The organism is Kitasatospora sp. NPDC056181, from assembly GCF_042266225.1.
Taxonomy (GTDB): domain Bacteria; phylum Actinomycetota; class Actinomycetes; order Streptomycetales; family Streptomycetaceae; genus Kitasatospora.
The window spans coordinates 54,108-72,002 of sequence record NZ_JBHJUK010000013.1; the positions used below are offsets into that span (position 1 = coordinate 54,108).

Here is a 17,895-nt window from a genome sequence, read left to right on the forward strand (position 1 = left end):
GGTTGTTTTTTTTTTAACAGACCCCGGCGGGGCCGGGGGGGGGGCCCGGGGGGGGGGGGGGCGCCCGGGGCCCCGGGCCGCGGGGGGGCGGCCGGGGACGCCCGGAGGGGAGGTGGAGCCGGTCAGCCGATGCCGAGCTCGTTGTCGAGGAAGTCGAACAGCTCGTCGTCGGTGGCCTCGTCGAACCGCTGGGCCGTCCCGTCCCCGTCGGGCTGCTGCTCCGTCCACCGGCGCAGCAGGCCCTTGAGCCGGGCGGTGACGGCGGCATGGTCCTCGTCCGGACCGGCCTGCGCCAGCGCGACCTCCAGCAGTTCGAGCTGCGCGTCCAGCGACTTGGGGGCGGCGTCGGCCGGGGCCAGCGCGGCGCCCAGGTGCTGGACCAGGGTGGCCGGCGTGGGGAAGTCGAACACCAGGGTGGTCGGCAGCCGCAGGCCGGTGGCCTTGTTCAGCAGGTTGCGCAGCTCGACCGCGGCGAGCGAGTCGAAGCCCATGTCCTTGAACGCCCGGTCCGGGTCCACCGAGTCGGCGGACGCGTGGCCCAGCACCCCGGCGACGTGCTCGCGCACCAGCGCCGAGATCTGGCGGGCCCGGTCGGCCTCGGAGAGCTCGGCCAGCCGTGCGGCGAAGCCCCGGTCGGGGGCGGCCACCGCGGCGGCGGCCCGCCGGTTGCGGCGGCGCGTCGGGGCCCGGCCCATGCCGCGCAGGGCGGTGGGCAGGTCGTCGGTCCGGTTGGCGAGGGTCGCGAAGTCCAGCCGGATCGGGACCAGGACCGGGTCGCCGGAGGCGATCGCCGCGTCGAACAGGCGCAGCGCGTCCTCGGTCTCCAGGGGCGGCATGCCCAGCCGGTTCATCCGCTGGAGGTCGGCGTCGCCCATCTGGCCGGCCATGCCGTCCGTGGACGCCCACAGCCCCCAGGCCAGTGACACGGCGGGCAGTCCGGCCGCCCGCCGGTGCTCGGCGAGCGCGTCCAGGAAGACGTTCGCCGTGGCGTAGTTGGCCTGCCCGCCGCCGACCAGCAGCCCGGCCGAGGAGGAGAACAGGACGAACGCGCTCAGCCCGAGGTCCCGGGTCAGCTCGTGCAGGTGCCACGCGGCGTCGGCCTTCGGCCGCAGCACCCCGTCGAACCGCTCGGGGGTCTGGGTGCCGATCGTCCCGTTGTCCGCGATGCCCGCGGTGTGGACGACCCCGCTGAGCGGCGGCCGGCCGGCCGGGGCCGCGGCGAGCACCGCCGCCAGGGCGTCCCGGTCCGAGACGTCGCAGGCCTCGATGGCGACGGTCTCGGCGCCCGCCTCGGTCAGGGCCGCCCGTAGCTCCTCCGCGCCGGGGGCGGCGGCGCCGCGCCGGCTGAGCAGCAGCAGGTGCCGCACCCCGTGCCGCACCACGAGGTGACGGGCCACCAGGGCGCCGAGCCCGCCGGTGCCGCCGGTGACCAGCACCGTGCCGTCGGGCCCGAAGATGCCGGTCCCGGCGTCCTCGGCCGGCACCGGGGTGCGTCCGAGCCGCGGCAGCAGGACCGCCCCGGCCCGCACGGCCGCCTCGGGCTCGCCCGACTCGACGGCGGACCGCAGCGCGGCCAGCGTGCCGCGCCGGCCGTCCCAGTCGATGAGCGTCAGCCGGTCCGGGCTCTCCGCCTGGACGGACCGGACCAGGCCCCAGACCGGCCCGGTCACCACGTCCACCGCGGTGTCGCCCGCGCTCACCGCGCCCGAGGTCACCACGACCAGGCGGGAGGAGGTGAAGCGCTCCTCGGCCAGCCAGGCCTGCACCTCGGCCAGGACCCGCCCGGCCACGGCCCGCAGCTCGGCCGGCACGTCCCCGGCCTCGGCGGCCGGGTCGGGCAGGCAGGGCAGCAGCACCACGTCCGGGACGGGCGCGCCGTCCTCGACGGCGGCGGCCAGCGCGGCCACCGACGGGTAGCCGGTGGCGGCCCGCCCGGCCACCGCCGCCCAGGCGTCGCCGACCTGGCCGGCGACCGCCCAGTTCTGCACGGCGCCGGTGGCGGGGGTGCCGAACACGGCCGACTGCCAGCCCAGCCGGAAGAGGTTCTCCACGTTCTCGGCCTGGGCGACGCGCAGCTGCTCGTCCGAGATCGGCGGCGCGAGCAGGTGGTGCACCGCGGCGATCGGGGCACCGGTCGCGTCGGCGATGTCGACCTGGGCGGTGTCCGGGCCGTTGGAGTCGCAGCGCACCCGGATCGTGGTGACCCCGGGGGCGAACAGCCGGATGCCGTGCCAGGAGAACGGCAGCCGGGGCACGCTCGGACCGCCCGGCTCGATGAACAGCGAGGCGTGGAACGAGGCGTCCAGCAGCGCCGGGTGGAGCCCGAACACCTCGCCGTCCGCACGGGACTGGCGCGGCAGGGTGATCTCGGCGAAGACCTCCCGGCCGTTGCGCATCCAGGCGCGCCGCAGCCCCTGGAAGACCGGTCCGTAGCCGTAGCCCCGGCCGACCAGGCCCTCGTAGGCGCCCTCGACGGGCACCTCCTCGGCGCCCTCCGGCGGCCAGGCCGTCAGGTCGTAGAGCTCGCCCTCCTCGACCTCGTCCCCGACGATGCCCTCGGCGTGCCGGGTCCACGCGGAGTCGGGCCCGGCGTCCTCGGACTGCGAGTACACCGACAGCGTGTGCTTGCCGGCCTCGTCCGACCCGCCGATGACCACCCGGACCCGCATCCCGCCGCGCTCCGGGATCACCAGCGGCGCGCCGATCGTCAGCTCCTCGACCACCCCGCGGCCGACCTCCTGGGCACCCCGCAGGGCCATCTCCACGAAGGCCGAGCCGGGCAGCAGGACGGTGCCGAACACCGCGTGGTCGGCCAGCCAGGGGTGGCTGTCCAGTCCGAGCCGGCCGGTGAGCACCACGCCGTCGGAGTCCGGGAGTTCGACCACGGCGCTGAGCAGCGGGTGCGTGGTCGCCGCCAGACCGTGGGCCGCCGCGTCCCCGGCGGTCGCGGGGCCGGCGTCGAGCCAGAAGCGCTCGTGCTGGAAGGCGTAGGTGGGCAGGTCGACGCGGCGGGCGCCGGTGCCGGTGAAAAGCGCCGTCCAGTCGACGTCCGCGCCGGCCTCGAACACGCCTGCCAGGGCGGCCAGCAGGGCCGGGACCTCGTCGCGGCCCTTGCGCAGGGCGGGCACGAGCAGGGCGTCGTCGGGCTCGGTCAGGGAGCCCAGCGCCATGCCGGTGAGGATTCCGTCCGGGCCCAGCTCCAGGAAGCGGGTCACGCCGGCCTCTTCGAGGGCGCGGACGCCGTCGGCGAAACGCACCGCCTGGCGGACGTGACGCACCCAGTACTCCGGGTCGCGCAGCTCCTCCCCGGCCGCGATCCGGCCGGTCACGTTGGAGACGACCGCCAGCCTGGGCTCGGCGAAGGACAGACCGGTGACGACCGCCCGGAACTCCTCCAGCATCGGCTCCATCAACGGCGAGTGGAACGCGTGCGAGACGGTCAGCTGCACGGAGGCGATGCCGCGCTCCGTGAGCTGCGCGACCACCTCGCCGACCGCCTTCTCGGCGCCCGAAATCACCACGGAGGCGGGGCCGTTGACGGCTGCGATGCCCGCCTCGGCCTCGTGGCCCTTCAGCAGCGGCAGCACGTCGGCCTCGGAGGCGCGGACGGCGACCATCACACCGCCGGCCGGCAGCGCCTGCATCAGCCGGCCACGCGCCGCCACCAACTTGCACGCGTCGGCCAGCGACAGCACCCCGGCCACGTGCGCGGCCGCGATCTCACCGACCGAGTGCCCGGCCAGGAAGTCCGCCCGCACCCCCAGCGACTCCACCAGGCGGTACAGCGCCACCTCGACGGCGAACAGCGCCGACTGCGTGTACACCGTGTCGTCCAGCGACCCGCCGTCACCGGCGATCACCCCGCGCAGCGAAACACCCAACTCGGCGTCCAGCAGCCCGCACACCTCGTCCAGCGCGGACGCGAACACCGGGAACGCCGACGCCAACCCTGCGCCCATCCCCACCCGCTGGCTGCCCTGCCCGGTGAACAGGAACGCCGTCCTGCCCTCGGAGCGCCCGGTGCCGACCTCGGCGCCGTCACGCGCGGCGAGCTTCTCCAGCCCCACCATCAGCTCGGTCCGGTTGCCGCCGAGGACGACGGCCCGCCGGTCGAGGACGGCGCGCGAGGAGGCCAGCGAGAAGCCGAGATCGAGCGGCGACTCGTCGGTGCCGGCCGCGAACTCCCGCAGCCGTCCGGCCTGTTCCCGCAGCGCGGCCTCCGTCCGGCCCGACACCACCCACGGCACCGGCACACCGGCCGGCCAGCCCGTACCCGGCTCCTCGACGACGTCCTCCGCCGCCGGGGCCTCCTCCAGGATCACGTGGGCGTTGGTGCCGGAGATGCCGAACGAGGAGACGCCGGCCCGGCGAAGCCCGCCGTCCGCCTTCTCCCAGGCCCGGGCCTCGGCCAGCAGCTCGACGTCGCCCGCCGTCCAGTCCACGTGCGAGGACGGCGCGTCCACGTGCAGGGTCTTCGGCAGCACGCCGTGGCGCATCGCCTGGACCATCTTGATGATCCCGGCGACGCCGGCCGCGGCCTGGGTGTGACCGAGGTTCGACTTCACCGAGCCCAGCCAGAGCGGGCTGCCCTCGGGACGGTCCTGGCCGTACGTGGCGAGCAGCGCCTGCGCCTCGATCGGGTCGCCCAGTGTGGTGCCCGTGCCGTGCGCCTCGACGGCGTCCACGTCCGCGGTGGACAGGCCCGCGTTGGCCAGCGCTGCCCGGATCACCCGCTGCTGCGACGGGCCGTTCGGCGCCGTCAGGCCGTTGCTCGCACCGTCCTGGTTCACCGCCGAACCCCGCACCACGGCCAGCACCTCGTGCCCGAGCCGGCGCGCGTCCGACAGCCGCTCGACGAGCAGCATGCCGACGCCCTCGCCCCAACCGGTGCCGTCCGCGGCCTCCGCGAACGCCTTGATCCGGCCGTCCGGGGCCAGCCCGCGCTGCTGGCTGAACTCCACGAAGGTCTCGGGCGTGGGCATCACGGTGACGCCGCCCGCGAGGGCCATCGTGCACTCGCCCTTGCGCAGCGCCTGGATCGCCCAGTGCAGCGCGACCAGCGAGGAGGAGCACGCGGTGTCGACGGAGACCGCCGGACCCTCCAGGCCCAGGCTGTAGGCGACCCGGCCGGAGACGACACTGCCGGTGTTGCCGTTGCCGATGTAGCCCTGGAGCTCGTCGGGGATGGTGCTGAGGCGCGAGGCGTAGTCGTGGTACATCACGCCGGCGAAGACACCGGTCTGGCTGCCCTTGAGCGAGGACGGGTCGATGCCGGCCCGCTCGATCGCCTCCCAGGAGACCTCCAGCAGCAGTCGCTGCTGCGGGTCGGTGGCCAGTGCCTCGCGCGGGCCCATGCTGAAGAACTCGGCGTCGAAGTCGGCCGCGTCGTGCAGGAAGCCGCCGGTCTTCGCGTAGGTGTGGCCGGGCTTGCCGGGCTCGGGGTCGTAGATGCCCTGGGTGTCCCACCCGCGGTCGGACGGGAAGCCGGTGACGCCGTCCGCGCCCGCGTCGACCAGCCGCCAGAGGTCGTCGGGCGAACGGACGTCCCCCGGGAAGCGGCAGCTCATCCCGACGATCGCAATCGGCTCATTCTCCCGGCGCTCGTTCTCGCGCAGGCGCCGTCGAGCTTCACGAAGATCGGCTGTCGCTCGCTTGAGGTAGTCGAGAAGCTTCTCCTCGTTGTCCACCCAACGTCTCCTCACTGGTCCGGCCAGGAATTCGCGTGCTGGAAATGTCGATTCGGCTTGCGGCGCCGGAATCGGGACATGACGAATAACACCCAGCGGCGCATATATTCGTACGCTACGCAGGCGGCCCCTGGCCCGCCCACCCCTAACCCGCCCCTACCCGCCCCTATGGCGGGGGACTTCCGGGGCCGCGCGAACCGGGCCGACCACTGTGGATTCCCAAGTCCCTTGCCGCGCACGGGTGACGCCAATAGCCTGCAACGGAAGACGGTCACCGGGACCGCCGGCCGCAGCGTAATTCACAGCTCGGCTTCTCGGGAACACCCGACCCCAGGAAAGGACGCAGGAATCATGGGAGAGGCAGCGGGAGTGGCCAGTCCGTGGATTCGCAGGTTCCACCCGTCGGCCGACGCCCCCGTTCGGCTGGCCTGTTTTCCGCACGCAGGCGGTTCGGCCTCGTTCTATTTCCCGCTGTCACAGGCACTGGCGCCGGCCGTCGACGTGATCACCCTGCAGTACCCGGGCCGCCAGGACCGGCGCCACGAACCCGGCATCGGCGACCTGCACGATCTGGCCGACGTCCTGGTGGACGAGCTCCGCCCGTGGACTGACCTGCCGCTGGTCCTCTTCGGGCACAGCATGGGCGCCTCGCTGGCCTTCGAGGTCGGCCGCCGGCTGGAGCGGGAGGGGATCACCCCCGTCGCCCTGGTCGCCTCCGGCCGCCGCGCGCCGTCCCGGCACCGCGACGAGTACGTGCACCAGCGTGACGACGAGGGCCTGGTGCGGGAGTTGAAGGAGCTCAGCGGCACGGAACCGGGGGTGCTCGGGGACGAGGAACTGCTCCGGATGATCCTCCCGGCGATCCGCAGCGACTACCGGGCCGCGGAGACCTACAAGTACCGCCCGGGCTCCGACCTGAGCTGCCCGGTCCACGCCCTGGTCGGGAACAAGGACCCGAAGGTCACCGTGGACGAGAGCCGTTCCTGGGCCGACCACACCACCGGGCCGTTCGAGCTGACCGTCTTCGACGGCGGCCACTTCTTCCTCGCCCCGCACGCCGCCGAGGTCAACCGCATCCTCGCCGATCGTGCCCGCGCCCACGTGCGCAGCACGGCCGGCGCCTGACGGCGGCCCGCCCTCCCGGCCGCTTCCCCCGCGCCGGGACGGGCACCGCTCTCCGTGCCGGGGCCGCCACCGTCAGGCGGCCACCGGCACGGCCCTCCCCCTCACGCCTCCCGCTCCGCCAGACCGTTCGGCCCCAGGGCGCCGTCCCGGCCGTCGAGCAGCTCGTCCGGCTCCCGCCGCAGCTGGAGGCCTTCCAGGAGTTCGTCCCGCCGGCTCACCTGGAGCTTGCGGTAGATCCTGGTGAGGTGCTGCTCCACCGTGCTCACGGTGATGTAGAGCTTGCGGGCGATCTCCCGGTTGCTGTGGCCGACGGCGGCCAGCGTGGCGACCCGGCGCTCGGCGTCGCTCAGCGCGGTGGACCCCGCGTCCTTGACGCCCTCCGGCTCCTCCTTCTCCGCCGCGAAGTTCTCGCCCGGCAGGTCCCCGAGGAGCTGCGGCGGCACGGCGTCGACGTGGCAGAGCTTGGCCTCCTGGACGGCGCGCCGCCCGGTGGCCCGGGCCCGGCCGAAGTCGCCGAGGCGGTGGTAGGCCGAGCTCAGGTCGGCGAGCGCCCGGACCAGTTCGAGCCGGTTGCCGGAGCTCTGGAGCAGCTCGACCGCCTTCTTCAGGAGCCTCGGCCGCTGGCTGATGTCCTCGGCGGCGGCCTTGACCCGCAGCGAGGTGCCGCGGATCGCCGCCCCCTGGGCGTCGGGCAGTTCGAGCTGGCGCTCGATCAGTTCACGGGCCACCTCGGGGCGGGCCAGCCGCAGGTAGGCCTCGGCGAGGTCGCTGCGCCAGGGCAGCAGCGACGGCACGTCGGCCTTCCACTGCTGCATCTTCTCCCCGCAGGTCTGGAAGTCGCTGAGCGCGGCGAGCGCCCGGTCGACCGCGAGGTGGTGGTGGCCGCGGGCCCTGAGGTAGAGCATCCCGAAGGCGGTGTCGAACATGGCGTCGGGGACGAGCTGGTTGAGCAGCTCCGCCGCCTTCTCGTGACGGTTCAGCGCCGTGTTGACCATGACCAGCGTGGAGACCGGCAGCCCGATGAGGACGCCCCAGCCCTTGGGCTGGAGCCGGCCGAACGCCGCCTCGGCCTTCGCCTCGGCGATCGCCAGGTCCCCCTGCCGGAAGGCGATCTCGGCCCGGACGCTGCCGAGCACGGCCTGCCAGGTGTTGGCCCGGCGGCGCACCGCCTCGTCGATCAGCCCGTCGCACCAGACGGTGGCGAGGTCGGGGCGCCCGGCGAACTGCAGCGCGAGCAGCGCGAAGGCGATGATCTCCAGGGTGCTGTCGCTGAGCAGGCAGCTCTGCAGGATGTACTCGGCGCTGACGACGGCCGCGTCGGACGACTCCTGCTGGAGCACGTCGGTGAGGGTCGAGGTGGCGCGCGACCAGGGGTTGCCGAAGGAGCCGCCGACCTCGGGGCCGCCGGTGACCTCGGTCCGCTCCTCCATCGGGCTGCCCTGCGAGGGGCCGCACATCGCCATGAAGATGAGGCTGAGCTCGGCGGCGAGCTGGGCGTCGTCCAGGTCGCCGACGGCGCTGAGGGTCTGGAACACCTCGCCCGCGCCCTCGATGTCGCCCTGCCAGAGCAGGTACCTGATCACGTTGACGGCGTCGCGCCCGGTGAGGAAGCCGGCCCGCACCGCGCTGCGGAGCGTGTCGAGGTGCGGGAGGATCGTCGCCGGGTTGATCCGCCAGGCGGCCCGGGCGAGCATCGCCGTGATGGCGAGCCGCTCGTCGTCGTTGACGCAGGCCTCCAGGGCGAGTTCGAGGCAGGCCGTGGCGTGTTCGGCGTCGTTGCCGGCGAGGGCCTGGGCGGCGGCGTCCCGCAGGACCTCCATCGCCCAGCGGCCGGAGGCGCGGTCGGCGGCGAGCAGGTGCCGGGCGATCTCCGCCGTGGTGGAGCCCAGCTTGTGGAGCAGTTCGGCGCAGAGCGCGTGGAGCTGGGAGCGGTCCTCCGCCTCCAGGCTGCCGAGCACGGCCGCGGCCACCGGGGCGGGGAAACCCGAAGGGCCGAGCAGTCCCGCGCTGCCGAGGATGTCCAGCATCTCGGCGGCGCGCTCCGGCATCACCCCGAGCAGCCGGGCGATCAGCGCCGGCGACGCGTGGACGCCCAGCACCGCCTGGCCCTGGGCCACTTCGAGGAGCGCGGGCTCCCAGCGGTGCAGGATGGCGCGGACGGCCTGGTCGAAGCCGTAGCCGGGCGGGCCGTCCCGGAAGCCGTCGTCCTCCAGCTCGTCCTGGCGCTCGCGGCACTCCTCGACCAGCGCACCGGCCAGCATCGGGTTGCCGCCGCTCAGCCCGTAGACCCAGCCGGCGACGCGGTCCGCGGTCTCCCGGCCCAGCCAGTGGGCGGCGAGTTCGCGGACACCGTCCCGGGAGAGCGGGTCGAGGCGGATGCGGTGGTGCGGCTGCCTGGTCGTCTCGGCGTGGAAGAACGGACGGGTGGGCCTGGGCCGCGACCACTCGTTCAGCACCAGCAGGACGCGGGCGGAGTGGATGCGGCGCCGGAGGTAGAGCACGACCTGGAGGGAGGCCGCGTCGACGAAGTGGACGTCGTCGATGCCGATGACCACCGGACGGTCGGCGGCCAGCTCCAGGATCAGCGCGCACAACTCGCGCGTCCCCGGGACCGGGCGGCGGTTCAGGTCGTCCGCCTGGTCGTCGGCACCGGTGGGCCTGCCCGCCAGCTGGAGCAGGTCGGCCGCCCGGTCGGCCACCTCGTCGGGCAGCGACGGGTCCTGGAGGAGCTGGCTCATCGCGCCCATCGGGAGGGCCTGTTCCGCCTTGGCACCGGTCGCCCGCAGAACCAGGGCGCCGCGGTCGGCGGCGCGGTCCGCGAATTCGTTCAGCAGCTCGGTCTTCCCGCTGCCGAGCGCCCCGCTGACCAACGCCACCGTCCCGTTGCCCTCGGCGCATTCGGCGAGAAGGGTGTCCAGGGTGTCCAGGGCTTTTAAGCGATCGGCCAGAAACATTGCTTTCCCCCTAAGCGAATCAAGCATTCCCCGCAGGTTTACGGCCAGGAGCACGGCATGGCGCAACGCACCCGCCAAGCCCACCCGGTCACCGCCCCACCGGGCCGCTCCCGGCAGGCATCACCTGAAACCCACTCCCCCGCCACGCTCAGTGATTGTTTCTACACCGATCAGCGGGGGGATGCCGTGACCCGCATCACAAACCGGCCTAGACCATAACGCGTCCCTGACGAGGGATCGGCTCGGCCCGCCGGCGGGCCGCCGGCCCCCATTGGCCGCCATCCCCCCACGGGCCCGGTGCTGGGCCGGCCGGTACCGCGGCGCTCCGCCGACGCCTTGGTCCGGGTCACTGTCGCGTCCGGCACGCCGGACGTCGCTCTGCTCTTCTGTTCTTCCGACACTTCCGACGCCACCGGTGCGAGTGCGCCGGTGGTCCCGTTCCCCCCGCCCGCCACCACCCGGGCCACCCGGAACCGGGCGGCGGGAGGAATGACGGGGCCGACGCCCGCGCGCCGGAACCGGGGACGGGCATCCGGGGCTGGACAGTCACCGGAAACCGGCAACTGCGCTGCGTCGCCATCAGATTGCCTCCCGCCGCGACGCCCTGGCAAGTCGTGCCGGACCGGAAGCGCCGAGGGTCCCGGCCCGACGTCCGGCGGTATGTCCGGATTGGCCACCGGATGCCCCGAGCCGCGAACGCCCCGGGCTCCGCACCCGCAACGGGAACGCACCGACGGGCCCCAGGGGGCCCTAGGGGTGCCGGCGCGGGCCCGCGCCGCCGCACCGCCCGCCCGGCGCCACCCGTTCCGGCCCGCCGCCACCGGCGGACGGGCATGCCGGTGGGTCGGATTCCGGACTACTCACCGTCAGCGATTCGGCCATTGCCGACTCCGCTTCCGCAACACCGGGCCGGCCGGGAACACCGCCGCCCGCGGGCCCGTTTCCCCCGTCGACCGGCCGTCCTCACCGACGGCCCTCCCGTCCGCCCCCTCGCGCCCTCGTCCCCTCGCTCCCGCAACGGAACCCCTCGTGCCGACAGACTCCTCCTGCCGACGGAAAGCGCGGTCCGCCCGCCGCCGCCGGGCACCCCGACCACCGTCCGACACGGGGTCGGACCCCGGTACGGCCACCGGGGGACGGCGCCGTGCCCCCCGCACCGGACGTACCGGCCGCGCCGGCCGCTGTCAGGCGCCCACGCCCGCCTTCACGATCTGTCCGCCGTCGACCTTGAGCTGGAGCCCGGTGACGTAACGGGACTCGTCGGAGAGCAGGTAGACGACCGCGTGCGAGACGTCGGACGGCTCCACGCAGCCGACCGGCAGCGCGGTGAGGCTCTCGTACACCGGGACGGCGTCCTCCGGGCCCGGCGCGTCGAGGTCCGGGCGGAACACCTGGTGCATCCGCTCGTTCAGGATCATCGGCGTGGACACCAGGGACGAGTGCACCGCGTTGATCCGGCGGCCCGACGGACCGAGCTGCACGGCGAGCGTGTGCACGTAGTCCACCAGACAGCGCTTGGCGAACATGTAGCCCGCCATCCCCGGGCCGCCCGGGTTCTCGCCCTGCCCGGGCAGCAGCCCCGCCACCGAGCCGATCACGACCACCGAGCCGCCGGCGCCGAGGTGCGGCAGCGCCGCGTGCACCGTGTTGAGCGCCCCGGACAGGTCGATGTCCACGCTCTCCGTGAAGGCGTCCACCCCGCGGTCGGCGCCGATCGCGATGATGCCCGCGTTGGCGACCACGGCGTCCAGCCGGCCGAGCTGCGCCACGCCGTCGGCGAACGCCGCCCGGACCGCGGCACCGTCACGCACGTCGGCCCGGCGGGCGAAGGCCCGGCGGCCCGCCTTCTCCACCAGCCGGACCGTCTCCGCCAGGTCCTCCGGCGTCGCACCCGGATAGCCGGTGGCCGCCACGTCCGCGCAGAGGTCGACGGCGATCACGTCGGCGCCCTCCTCGGCGCAGCGCACCGCGTGACTGCGACCCTGCCCCCGGGCCGCCCCCGTGATGGCAACCACCTTGTCCTGCAAGCGACTCACGCCGACTCCTCCGCTTCGCGATCCCCCCGTTCCGCGAGCCTAGGCAGGGCCCCCCGGCCCCCCAACCCCTATTCGCGGGCGGCGCCGACAGTGGGGTCCTCCCTACCCCGAATAGGGGCGTTAACGGGATTACGGCAGCTCCGCCGGATGAGCAGACTGGCGTTCATGACGTTCGAAGCCCTGGTCACGCCAGCGTCGCCCGTGCCGGACACCCGGGAGACGGGCAGCGATTTCGCCGCCCTGTCCCGCCGGATCTCGGAGGCCGGCCTGCTGGACCGGCGACCGCTCTACTACACGGTGCGGTTCACGCTGGTGGGCCTCTCCCTCGTGGGTGGCGTCGCCGCGGTGGTCGCCCTCGGCGACTCCTGGGCGCAGCTGCTGGTCGCCGCGGCCATGTCCGTGGTCTTCGGCCAGATCGCCCTGGTGGCCCACGACCTGGCGCACAAGCAGGTCTTCACTTCCCGCCGGGCGAGCGAGGGCTGGGGCATCTTCGTCGCCGACCTCCTGCTGGGCATGAGCTACGGCTGGTGGATGAACAAGCACAACCGCCACCACGCCAACCCCAACCACGAGGAGAAGGACCCGGACGTCTCGCCCGACATCCTGGTCTGGTCGAAGCGCCAGGCCAGCGCCGCCAAGGGGCTCCCCAGGTTCGTCGGAAAGCACCAGTCCCGGCTGTTCTTCCCGCTGCTCATGCTGGAAGGCCCCAACCTCAGCTTCAACAGCTTCCGCGCCCTCAACAAGCCGACCATGAAGCGCCCCGTCGTCGAGGGCACCCTGCTCGTCGCCCACTTCGTGCTCTACCTGGGCGGGCTCTTCCTGCTCCTGCCGCCGGGCCTCGCCGTCGCCTTCATCGTCGTCCACCAGGCCCTGTTCGGCCTCTACCTCGGCAGCGTCTTCGCCCCCAACCACAAGGGCATGACGATGGTCACCAGTGAGGACCAGCTCGACTTCCTCCGCCGCCAGGTGCTGACCTCCCGCAACGTGACGGGCGGCGCGTTCATCGACGCCCTCATGGGCGGGCTCAACTACCAGATCGAGCACCACCTCTTCCCCAGCATGCCGACCCCCGCCCTCCGCAAGGCGCAGCTCATCACCGAGCAGTACTGCGCCGAACTCGGAGTCTCCTACCACCAGACCGGGCTCATCGCGTCCCACCGGGAGGCGCTGCGCCACATGCGCGCCATCGGCGAGCCCATCCGGCTGGAGTTCTGACCGGGGCGACACACAGAGACTCCGGCCCGGTGCCTCCGCTCATCATCCCCCGTATGAACGAAGGCGCCGGGCCGGTAACAACCCGCCCGCTCCCCCCGGACACCCCCGACCGGCCCCCTCCCCCCGGCCCCTCCCCCGCCCCCCGCACGACTTCCCCGAAGCACGAAGCCGCCGGCGCAACGCCGCCGCGCGGCCGCAGCACGGCAACGAACACGGAGAACACCGCAACGACGTTCCCAGCGATGGGCCATCGGTCAGGAGGCCGTCATGACGTCACCACACCCCCCGGCCCTGCCCGAGGACGCGTTCGTCTGGGACGCCCTCATCGGTTCCGGATTCGCCGACGCCCTCCAGGAGGGCCTCGCCCGCGCCGCCCACCGCACCCGCCTCCAGGACTTCGCCACCGATCCGCCCGCCCCCGGCGGAGGTGACGCCGGACACCGGCTCCGCGCCCGTCTCCCGGCTCCCGCCGACCAGCCCGCGCTGCGCAAGCCCCGCTCCGCAGCCGCCCGCCGGCACCACTGAACCGCCGGCCCCCTGAACCCCCACGGCCCTCTGCGGCCCCGGCCTTCCCCCCGTGAGGCCCGGGCTGCGGGGGGTCGTGGGCTGCCCCGTCAGCTCCCGGCCCCATGGAGCCCCTCCCCCGGCCCCTCCCGTGCTCGTCCCCCGTGCTCGTCCCGGAATCCTGCCCCGGGACCTCTCCCGAAGTCCTGTCCCGGAGGTCTCAGAGGTTGAGGTGGGCGAGCACCGCCAGCACCCGCCGGTTGTCGTCGCCCGACTGCGCCAGCCCCAGCTTCCCGAAGATGTTGTTGGTGTGCTTGCTCACGGACTTCTCCGTGATGCAGAGCTGCCGCGCCACCGCGGCGTTGCTGCGCCCCTCCGCCATCAGCGCCAGCACCTCCCGCTCCCGCGTGGTGAGGGACTGCATCGACCCCTTCGCCGAGCTCCGCTCCAGCAGCTGGGAGATGACCGAGGTGTCCATCGCCGTCCCGCCCGCGGCCACCCGCCGCACCGCGTCGACGAACTCGCTCACCTCGAAGACCCGGTCCTTGAGCAGGTACCCGATGCCGCCCCGGTGGTCGGTGAGCAGCTCCTTGGCGTAGAGGTGCTCCACGTGCTGCGACAGGACCAGCACCGGCAGCCCGGGCAGCTCCCGGCGGGCCTCGGCCACCGCCTGCAGGCCCTCGTCCGTGAAGGTCGGCGGCAGCCGCACGTCGACCACCGCCACGTCGGGACGGTGCTCCAGCAGGGCCTGCAACAGGCCGGGGCCGTTGTCCACGGCCGCGACCACCTCGAAGTCGTTGAGGGTGAGCAGTTGGGTGATCCCCTCCCGCAGCAGCGCCAGGTCCTCGGCGATCACAACACGCATGGCAACTCCATCGTCACTGTGGTGGGGCCCCCCACCGGGCTCTCCAGGTCGAGCGTCCCGTCGAAGGGGGCGAGACGCCGGCGCAGGCCGTGCAGCCCACCGCCCTCGCGGACGGTCGCGCCCCCGCCCCCGTCGTCGCCGACGACCAGCCGCAGCCGGCCCTCGACGTAGCCGAGCCGCACCCACGCCGAGGTGGCGGCACTGTGCTTCGCCACGTTGGCGAGCGCCTCGGCGAGCGCGAAGTAGCCGGCCGACTCGACCGGCGGCTCCGGCCGCGCGGGGAGGTCGATGTCGACCCGGACGGGAATGGGCAGGTCGAGGGCGAGCGCCCGGACGGCGCCGTCGAGGCCGCGCTCGGCCAGCACCGGCGGGTGGATGCCGCGGACGAGGTTGCGCAGGTCGGCCAGGGCCTGGGCGCTGGCCTCGCGGGCGTCGCCCAGCAACCGGTACGCGGTGTCGGGGTTCTTGCGGAACATCTGCTCCGCCAGCCCGAGTTTGAGCCCGATCGCGACCAGCCGGGCCTGGGCGCCGTCGTGCAGGTCGCGCTCGATCCGCCGCAGCTCGGCGGCCTGGGCGTCCACCGCCGCGGACCGGGTCTCGGTCAGCTCCGCCACCCGGCGGGAGAGATAGGCCTTGGCCGTCGGGGAGAGCAGCTTCTGGGTGATCCGGGTGTGCACCCTCAACAGGCGTCCCGCGCACCAGAACCCCAGGTACATGATCCCCAGGCCCTGGAAGAACGAGAGCACCGCCGTCGTGGTGCTGTGCACGGGCCAGATCAGCCCGTAGCCGTAGGTGGGGTCCATCAGCGGCCAGAACAGCGGGGTGGCCACCACCCCGTGGAGCCCGTAGATCATCAGCCAGCCGGGCAGCAGCCCGAAGAGCAGCCCGACCGGGGCGTCGATCAGGAGCCAGAGCAGGTCCCGCCAGGTCGACAGGTCGGTCAGCAGCAGCCGGCAGTACCGCACGCTGCTGGGCACGTCCAGCGGTTCGAAGTCCTCCCCCTCCTGCGGCCGGTAGGGGCTGGGTATGTCCACCCCCCACCAGGAGCTGAGGAGCCGCCGGTGCAGGTCGGCCACGCCCCGGACGGCGAACAGCGCTATCGGCAGGGTGAGGACGCCGACGCCCAGCGGGAGCGCCAGGATCGAGACCACCGAGAGCGCGAGCATCGGGACGGCCCCAAGCTGGGAGAGCACGGCGACCGCCACACCGCGCCGTGCGGAGACCAGGGCCGCGCACAACCAGGGAACGAGTTCGGAGCGCAGCCACGACCGTCGGGCACTGCTCACGGGCACATCGGCTCCCCGCCCCCGTCTCGTCGGTGCACGTCTCCTGCTACGCAGCGTACTTGAGCCGAGGCGTTCCGGATGGGGGAGGGGGAGTTTTCTCCACCTTGAGAAGTGGGGTTTCACCGGTTCTCCCCGGGCGTCCCGACGACAAGACTCGTCGTCATGAGCACTGAGTCCGCGACGATGCCGGATGCCCCCGACCTCCGGCGGAACGCGCCCCGGTCCGAAACCGGCGGCAGCGATTTCGCCCAGCTGAGCCGCCGCATAGCCGCCGAGGGACTGCTCGACCGGCGCCCGGTCTACTACACCGTGCGCTTCGGCCTCGTCCTGACCGCGTTCTTCGCCGGTTGGTGGGCCCTGTTCGCCCTCGGCGACACCTGGCTGCAGCTGCTCCTCGCCGCCGCGATGTCCCTCGTGTTCGCCCAGATCGGTCTCGTCTCGCACGACCTGGCCCACCGCCAGGTGTTCAACCAGCGGCTCCACAGCGAGATCGGCGGCCGGATCGCCGCCAACCTCCTGATGGGGATGAGCTACGGCTGGTGGATGAACAAGCACACCCGCCACCACGCCAACCCCAACCACGAGGAGCGCGACCCGGACGTCGCCCCCGACATCGTGGTCTGGTCCAAGCGGCAGGCCAGCCAGGCGAGCGGGGTCGCCAGGTTCATCGGCCGGCGGCAGGCGTACCTCTTCTTCCCGCTGCTCCTGCTGGAGGGCATGAACCTCAGCTACAACAGCTTCCGCGCCCTCAACAAGCCGACCATGAAGCGCCCCGTCATCGAGGGCACCCTGCTCGTCGCCCACTTCGCGGCCTACTTCGGGCTCGTCTTCGCCGCCCTCCCGGCCGGCAAGGCGCTCGCCTTCATCGGCGTCCACCAGGCGCTGCTCGGCGTCTGCCTCGGCTGCGTCTTCGCCCCCAACCACAAGGGCATGCTGATGGTGACGCCCGAGATGAAGCTCGACTTCCTCCGCCGCCAGGTGCTGACCTCCCGGAACGTGCGGGGCGGCGTGCTCATCGACGTCCTCATGGGCGGGCTCAACTACCAGATCGAGCACCACCTCTTCCCCAACATGCCGACCCCCGCGCTCGGCCGCGCAGCGCAGATCACCAAGGAGTTCTGCGAGGAGAAGGACATCCCGTACTACGAGACCGGCATCGTCCGCTCGTACCGCGAGATCCTCACCCACCTGCACCGCACCGGCGAGCCCATCCGCGCCGCCGGCTGACAGACTCCCGGTGCGCGACCCGCCCCCGTGGTCGCGCGCCGGGCCCCCCGCCGATGCCCGAGCGGGAAGCGCAGAAGGCCCGGCCGGATCCCCCCGGCCGGGCCTTCCGGCGTGCCGGACGTTGCCCGAACACGACATGGGCCCGAACACGACAGCACCCCGGCCGGAGAACCCGGCCGGGGTGCTGCGTCACGAACCGAGGGGGCGTGGCCCCCTCATCCCTTGTGGGCCGCCAGGGGCTCGAACCCTGAACCTACGGATTAAAAGATCAAGTCGGATCGTGATCCAGCCGGTTGCGACCGGTTACTTGGTGTTATCCCGGCAGGTTGGCGTGCCGTGTAATCGCCCTGGGTCCGGCTTCAAGTGGATGCTGTCGCAGAGTCCGCTCACGCATCGCTCACGCATCGCTCACGCATTTGACCCAGCCGAACCGCCCGCCCGGCCCACTATTGCATCAGCATGACCCCTTGCCAGCTGAATTGAGTGGCGCTGCCGCCAGTTGGCAAAGGTGTGGGCTGTACGCCGTGGAGTCGACATGGGGTATCGAAGGCTGGCAGCCGCGGTCGCACAGCGGCCAACCAAGTAGTCACCCTGGCCAACACAGCCAAGTGGGCACGTCCATCCTTTCCCTTACCAGGGCCGCCATGGACGTGCCCTTCTCCGCTGCGATCCGCTCAGCTGCTATCGCGCGGACACCGCCGTCGGCGCGGTCGGCACCGCCGGCGTGGCTGTGCTCTGGCCGAAGCCCGGCGCGAGCAGCACGGCCAAAGCAGCCGCGACCGCCGCGCCGCACCCGATCGACGCGGTGAGGTCACCTTGACCGTAGCGGCAGGCCGACCGGCCGGTGGACTTGTAGACCAGGACGCCCACCACGAATCCAACGCCGATGATCAGGGCGGCCAGCGGCGCGATCTCGATTACCACGGAACACTCCTACCTATCGCCGGAACACGGCACCACGGTGGCGCCGCTCGGCATGACGCCATAGGACCAGGG

Annotated in this window: 10 protein-coding genes; 4 read left to right on the plus strand and 6 right to left on the minus strand. The window is 73.1% G+C overall.

What is annotated here, in order from left to right; translation table 11 throughout:
- Positions 1 to 122: 122 nt before the first annotated feature.
- A complete protein-coding gene (locus ACFC1F_RS08195) occupies positions 123 to 5,687 on the minus strand; it encodes a type I polyketide synthase (protein WP_376156513.1) in 5,565 nt (1,854 codons plus the stop codon).
- Between the two features lie 351 nt (positions 5,688 to 6,038).
- Between ACFC1F_RS08195 and ACFC1F_RS08200 the strand changes: the two genes are divergently transcribed.
- Positions 6,039 to 6,812, plus strand: coding sequence for a thioesterase II family protein (locus ACFC1F_RS08200; RefSeq protein ID WP_209413543.1), 774 nt, complete (start codon positions 6,039 to 6,041; stop codon positions 6,810 to 6,812).
- A 101-nt stretch (positions 6,813 to 6,913) separates the two neighbouring features.
- Here ACFC1F_RS08200 and ACFC1F_RS08205 read toward each other — a convergent pair whose 3' ends face one another.
- On the minus strand, positions 6,914 to 9,766 hold the full coding sequence (locus tag ACFC1F_RS08205) for an AAA family ATPase (RefSeq protein ID WP_376156516.1): 2,853 nt from the start codon (positions 9,764 to 9,766) through the stop codon (positions 6,914 to 6,916).
- Positions 9,767 to 10,950: 1,184 nt separating this feature from the next.
- Positions 10,951 to 11,802, minus strand: coding sequence for a mycofactocin-coupled SDR family oxidoreductase (locus tag ACFC1F_RS08210; protein WP_376156518.1), 852 nt, complete (start codon positions 11,800 to 11,802; stop codon positions 10,951 to 10,953).
- Positions 11,803 to 11,967: 165 nt separating this feature from the next.
- Here ACFC1F_RS08210 and ACFC1F_RS08215 point away from each other — a divergent pair, with 165 nt between their 5' ends.
- Together ACFC1F_RS08215 and ACFC1F_RS08220 are read left to right on the plus strand one after the other, a co-directional pair.
- Positions 11,968 to 13,017: a fatty acid desaturase family protein gene (locus tag ACFC1F_RS08215; protein WP_376156520.1), complete on the plus strand. Its 1,050-nt coding sequence runs from the start codon at positions 11,968 to 11,970 to the stop codon at positions 13,015 to 13,017.
- 267 nt (positions 13,018 to 13,284) lie between these two features.
- On the plus strand, positions 13,285 to 13,542 hold the full coding sequence (locus tag ACFC1F_RS08220) for a hypothetical protein (RefSeq protein ID WP_209413547.1): 258 nt from the start codon (positions 13,285 to 13,287) through the stop codon (positions 13,540 to 13,542).
- A 199-nt stretch (positions 13,543 to 13,741) separates the two neighbouring features.
- Here ACFC1F_RS08220 and ACFC1F_RS08225 read toward each other — a convergent pair whose 3' ends face one another.
- Together ACFC1F_RS08225 and ACFC1F_RS08230 are read right to left on the minus strand one after the other, a co-directional pair.
- The gene (locus tag ACFC1F_RS08225) at positions 13,742 to 14,386 is read right to left on the minus strand and encodes a response regulator transcription factor (protein ID WP_148643485.1); all 645 of its coding nucleotides are present in this window, start codon (positions 14,384 to 14,386) and stop codon (positions 13,742 to 13,744) included.
- A complete protein-coding gene (locus ACFC1F_RS08230; protein WP_307853214.1) occupies positions 14,374 to 15,672 on the minus strand; it encodes a sensor domain-containing protein in 1,299 nt (432 codons plus the stop codon). The genes ACFC1F_RS08225 and ACFC1F_RS08230 overlap by 13 nt, the downstream gene beginning before the upstream one ends.
- A 162-nt stretch (positions 15,673 to 15,834) precedes the next feature.
- Here ACFC1F_RS08230 and ACFC1F_RS08235 point away from each other — a divergent pair, with 162 nt between their 5' ends.
- Positions 15,835 to 16,899, plus strand: a complete 1,065-nt coding sequence (locus ACFC1F_RS08235) for an acyl-CoA desaturase (protein ID WP_209413548.1) — start codon at positions 15,835 to 15,837, stop codon at positions 16,897 to 16,899.
- Between the two features lie 681 nt (positions 16,900 to 17,580).
- On the opposite strand, the gene ACFC1F_RS08240 is transcribed toward ACFC1F_RS08235, so the two are convergent.
- Positions 17,581 to 17,823, minus strand: coding sequence for a hypothetical protein (locus tag ACFC1F_RS08240; protein ID WP_376156523.1), 243 nt, complete (start codon positions 17,821 to 17,823; stop codon positions 17,581 to 17,583).
- Positions 17,824 to 17,895 lie beyond the last annotated feature (72 nt).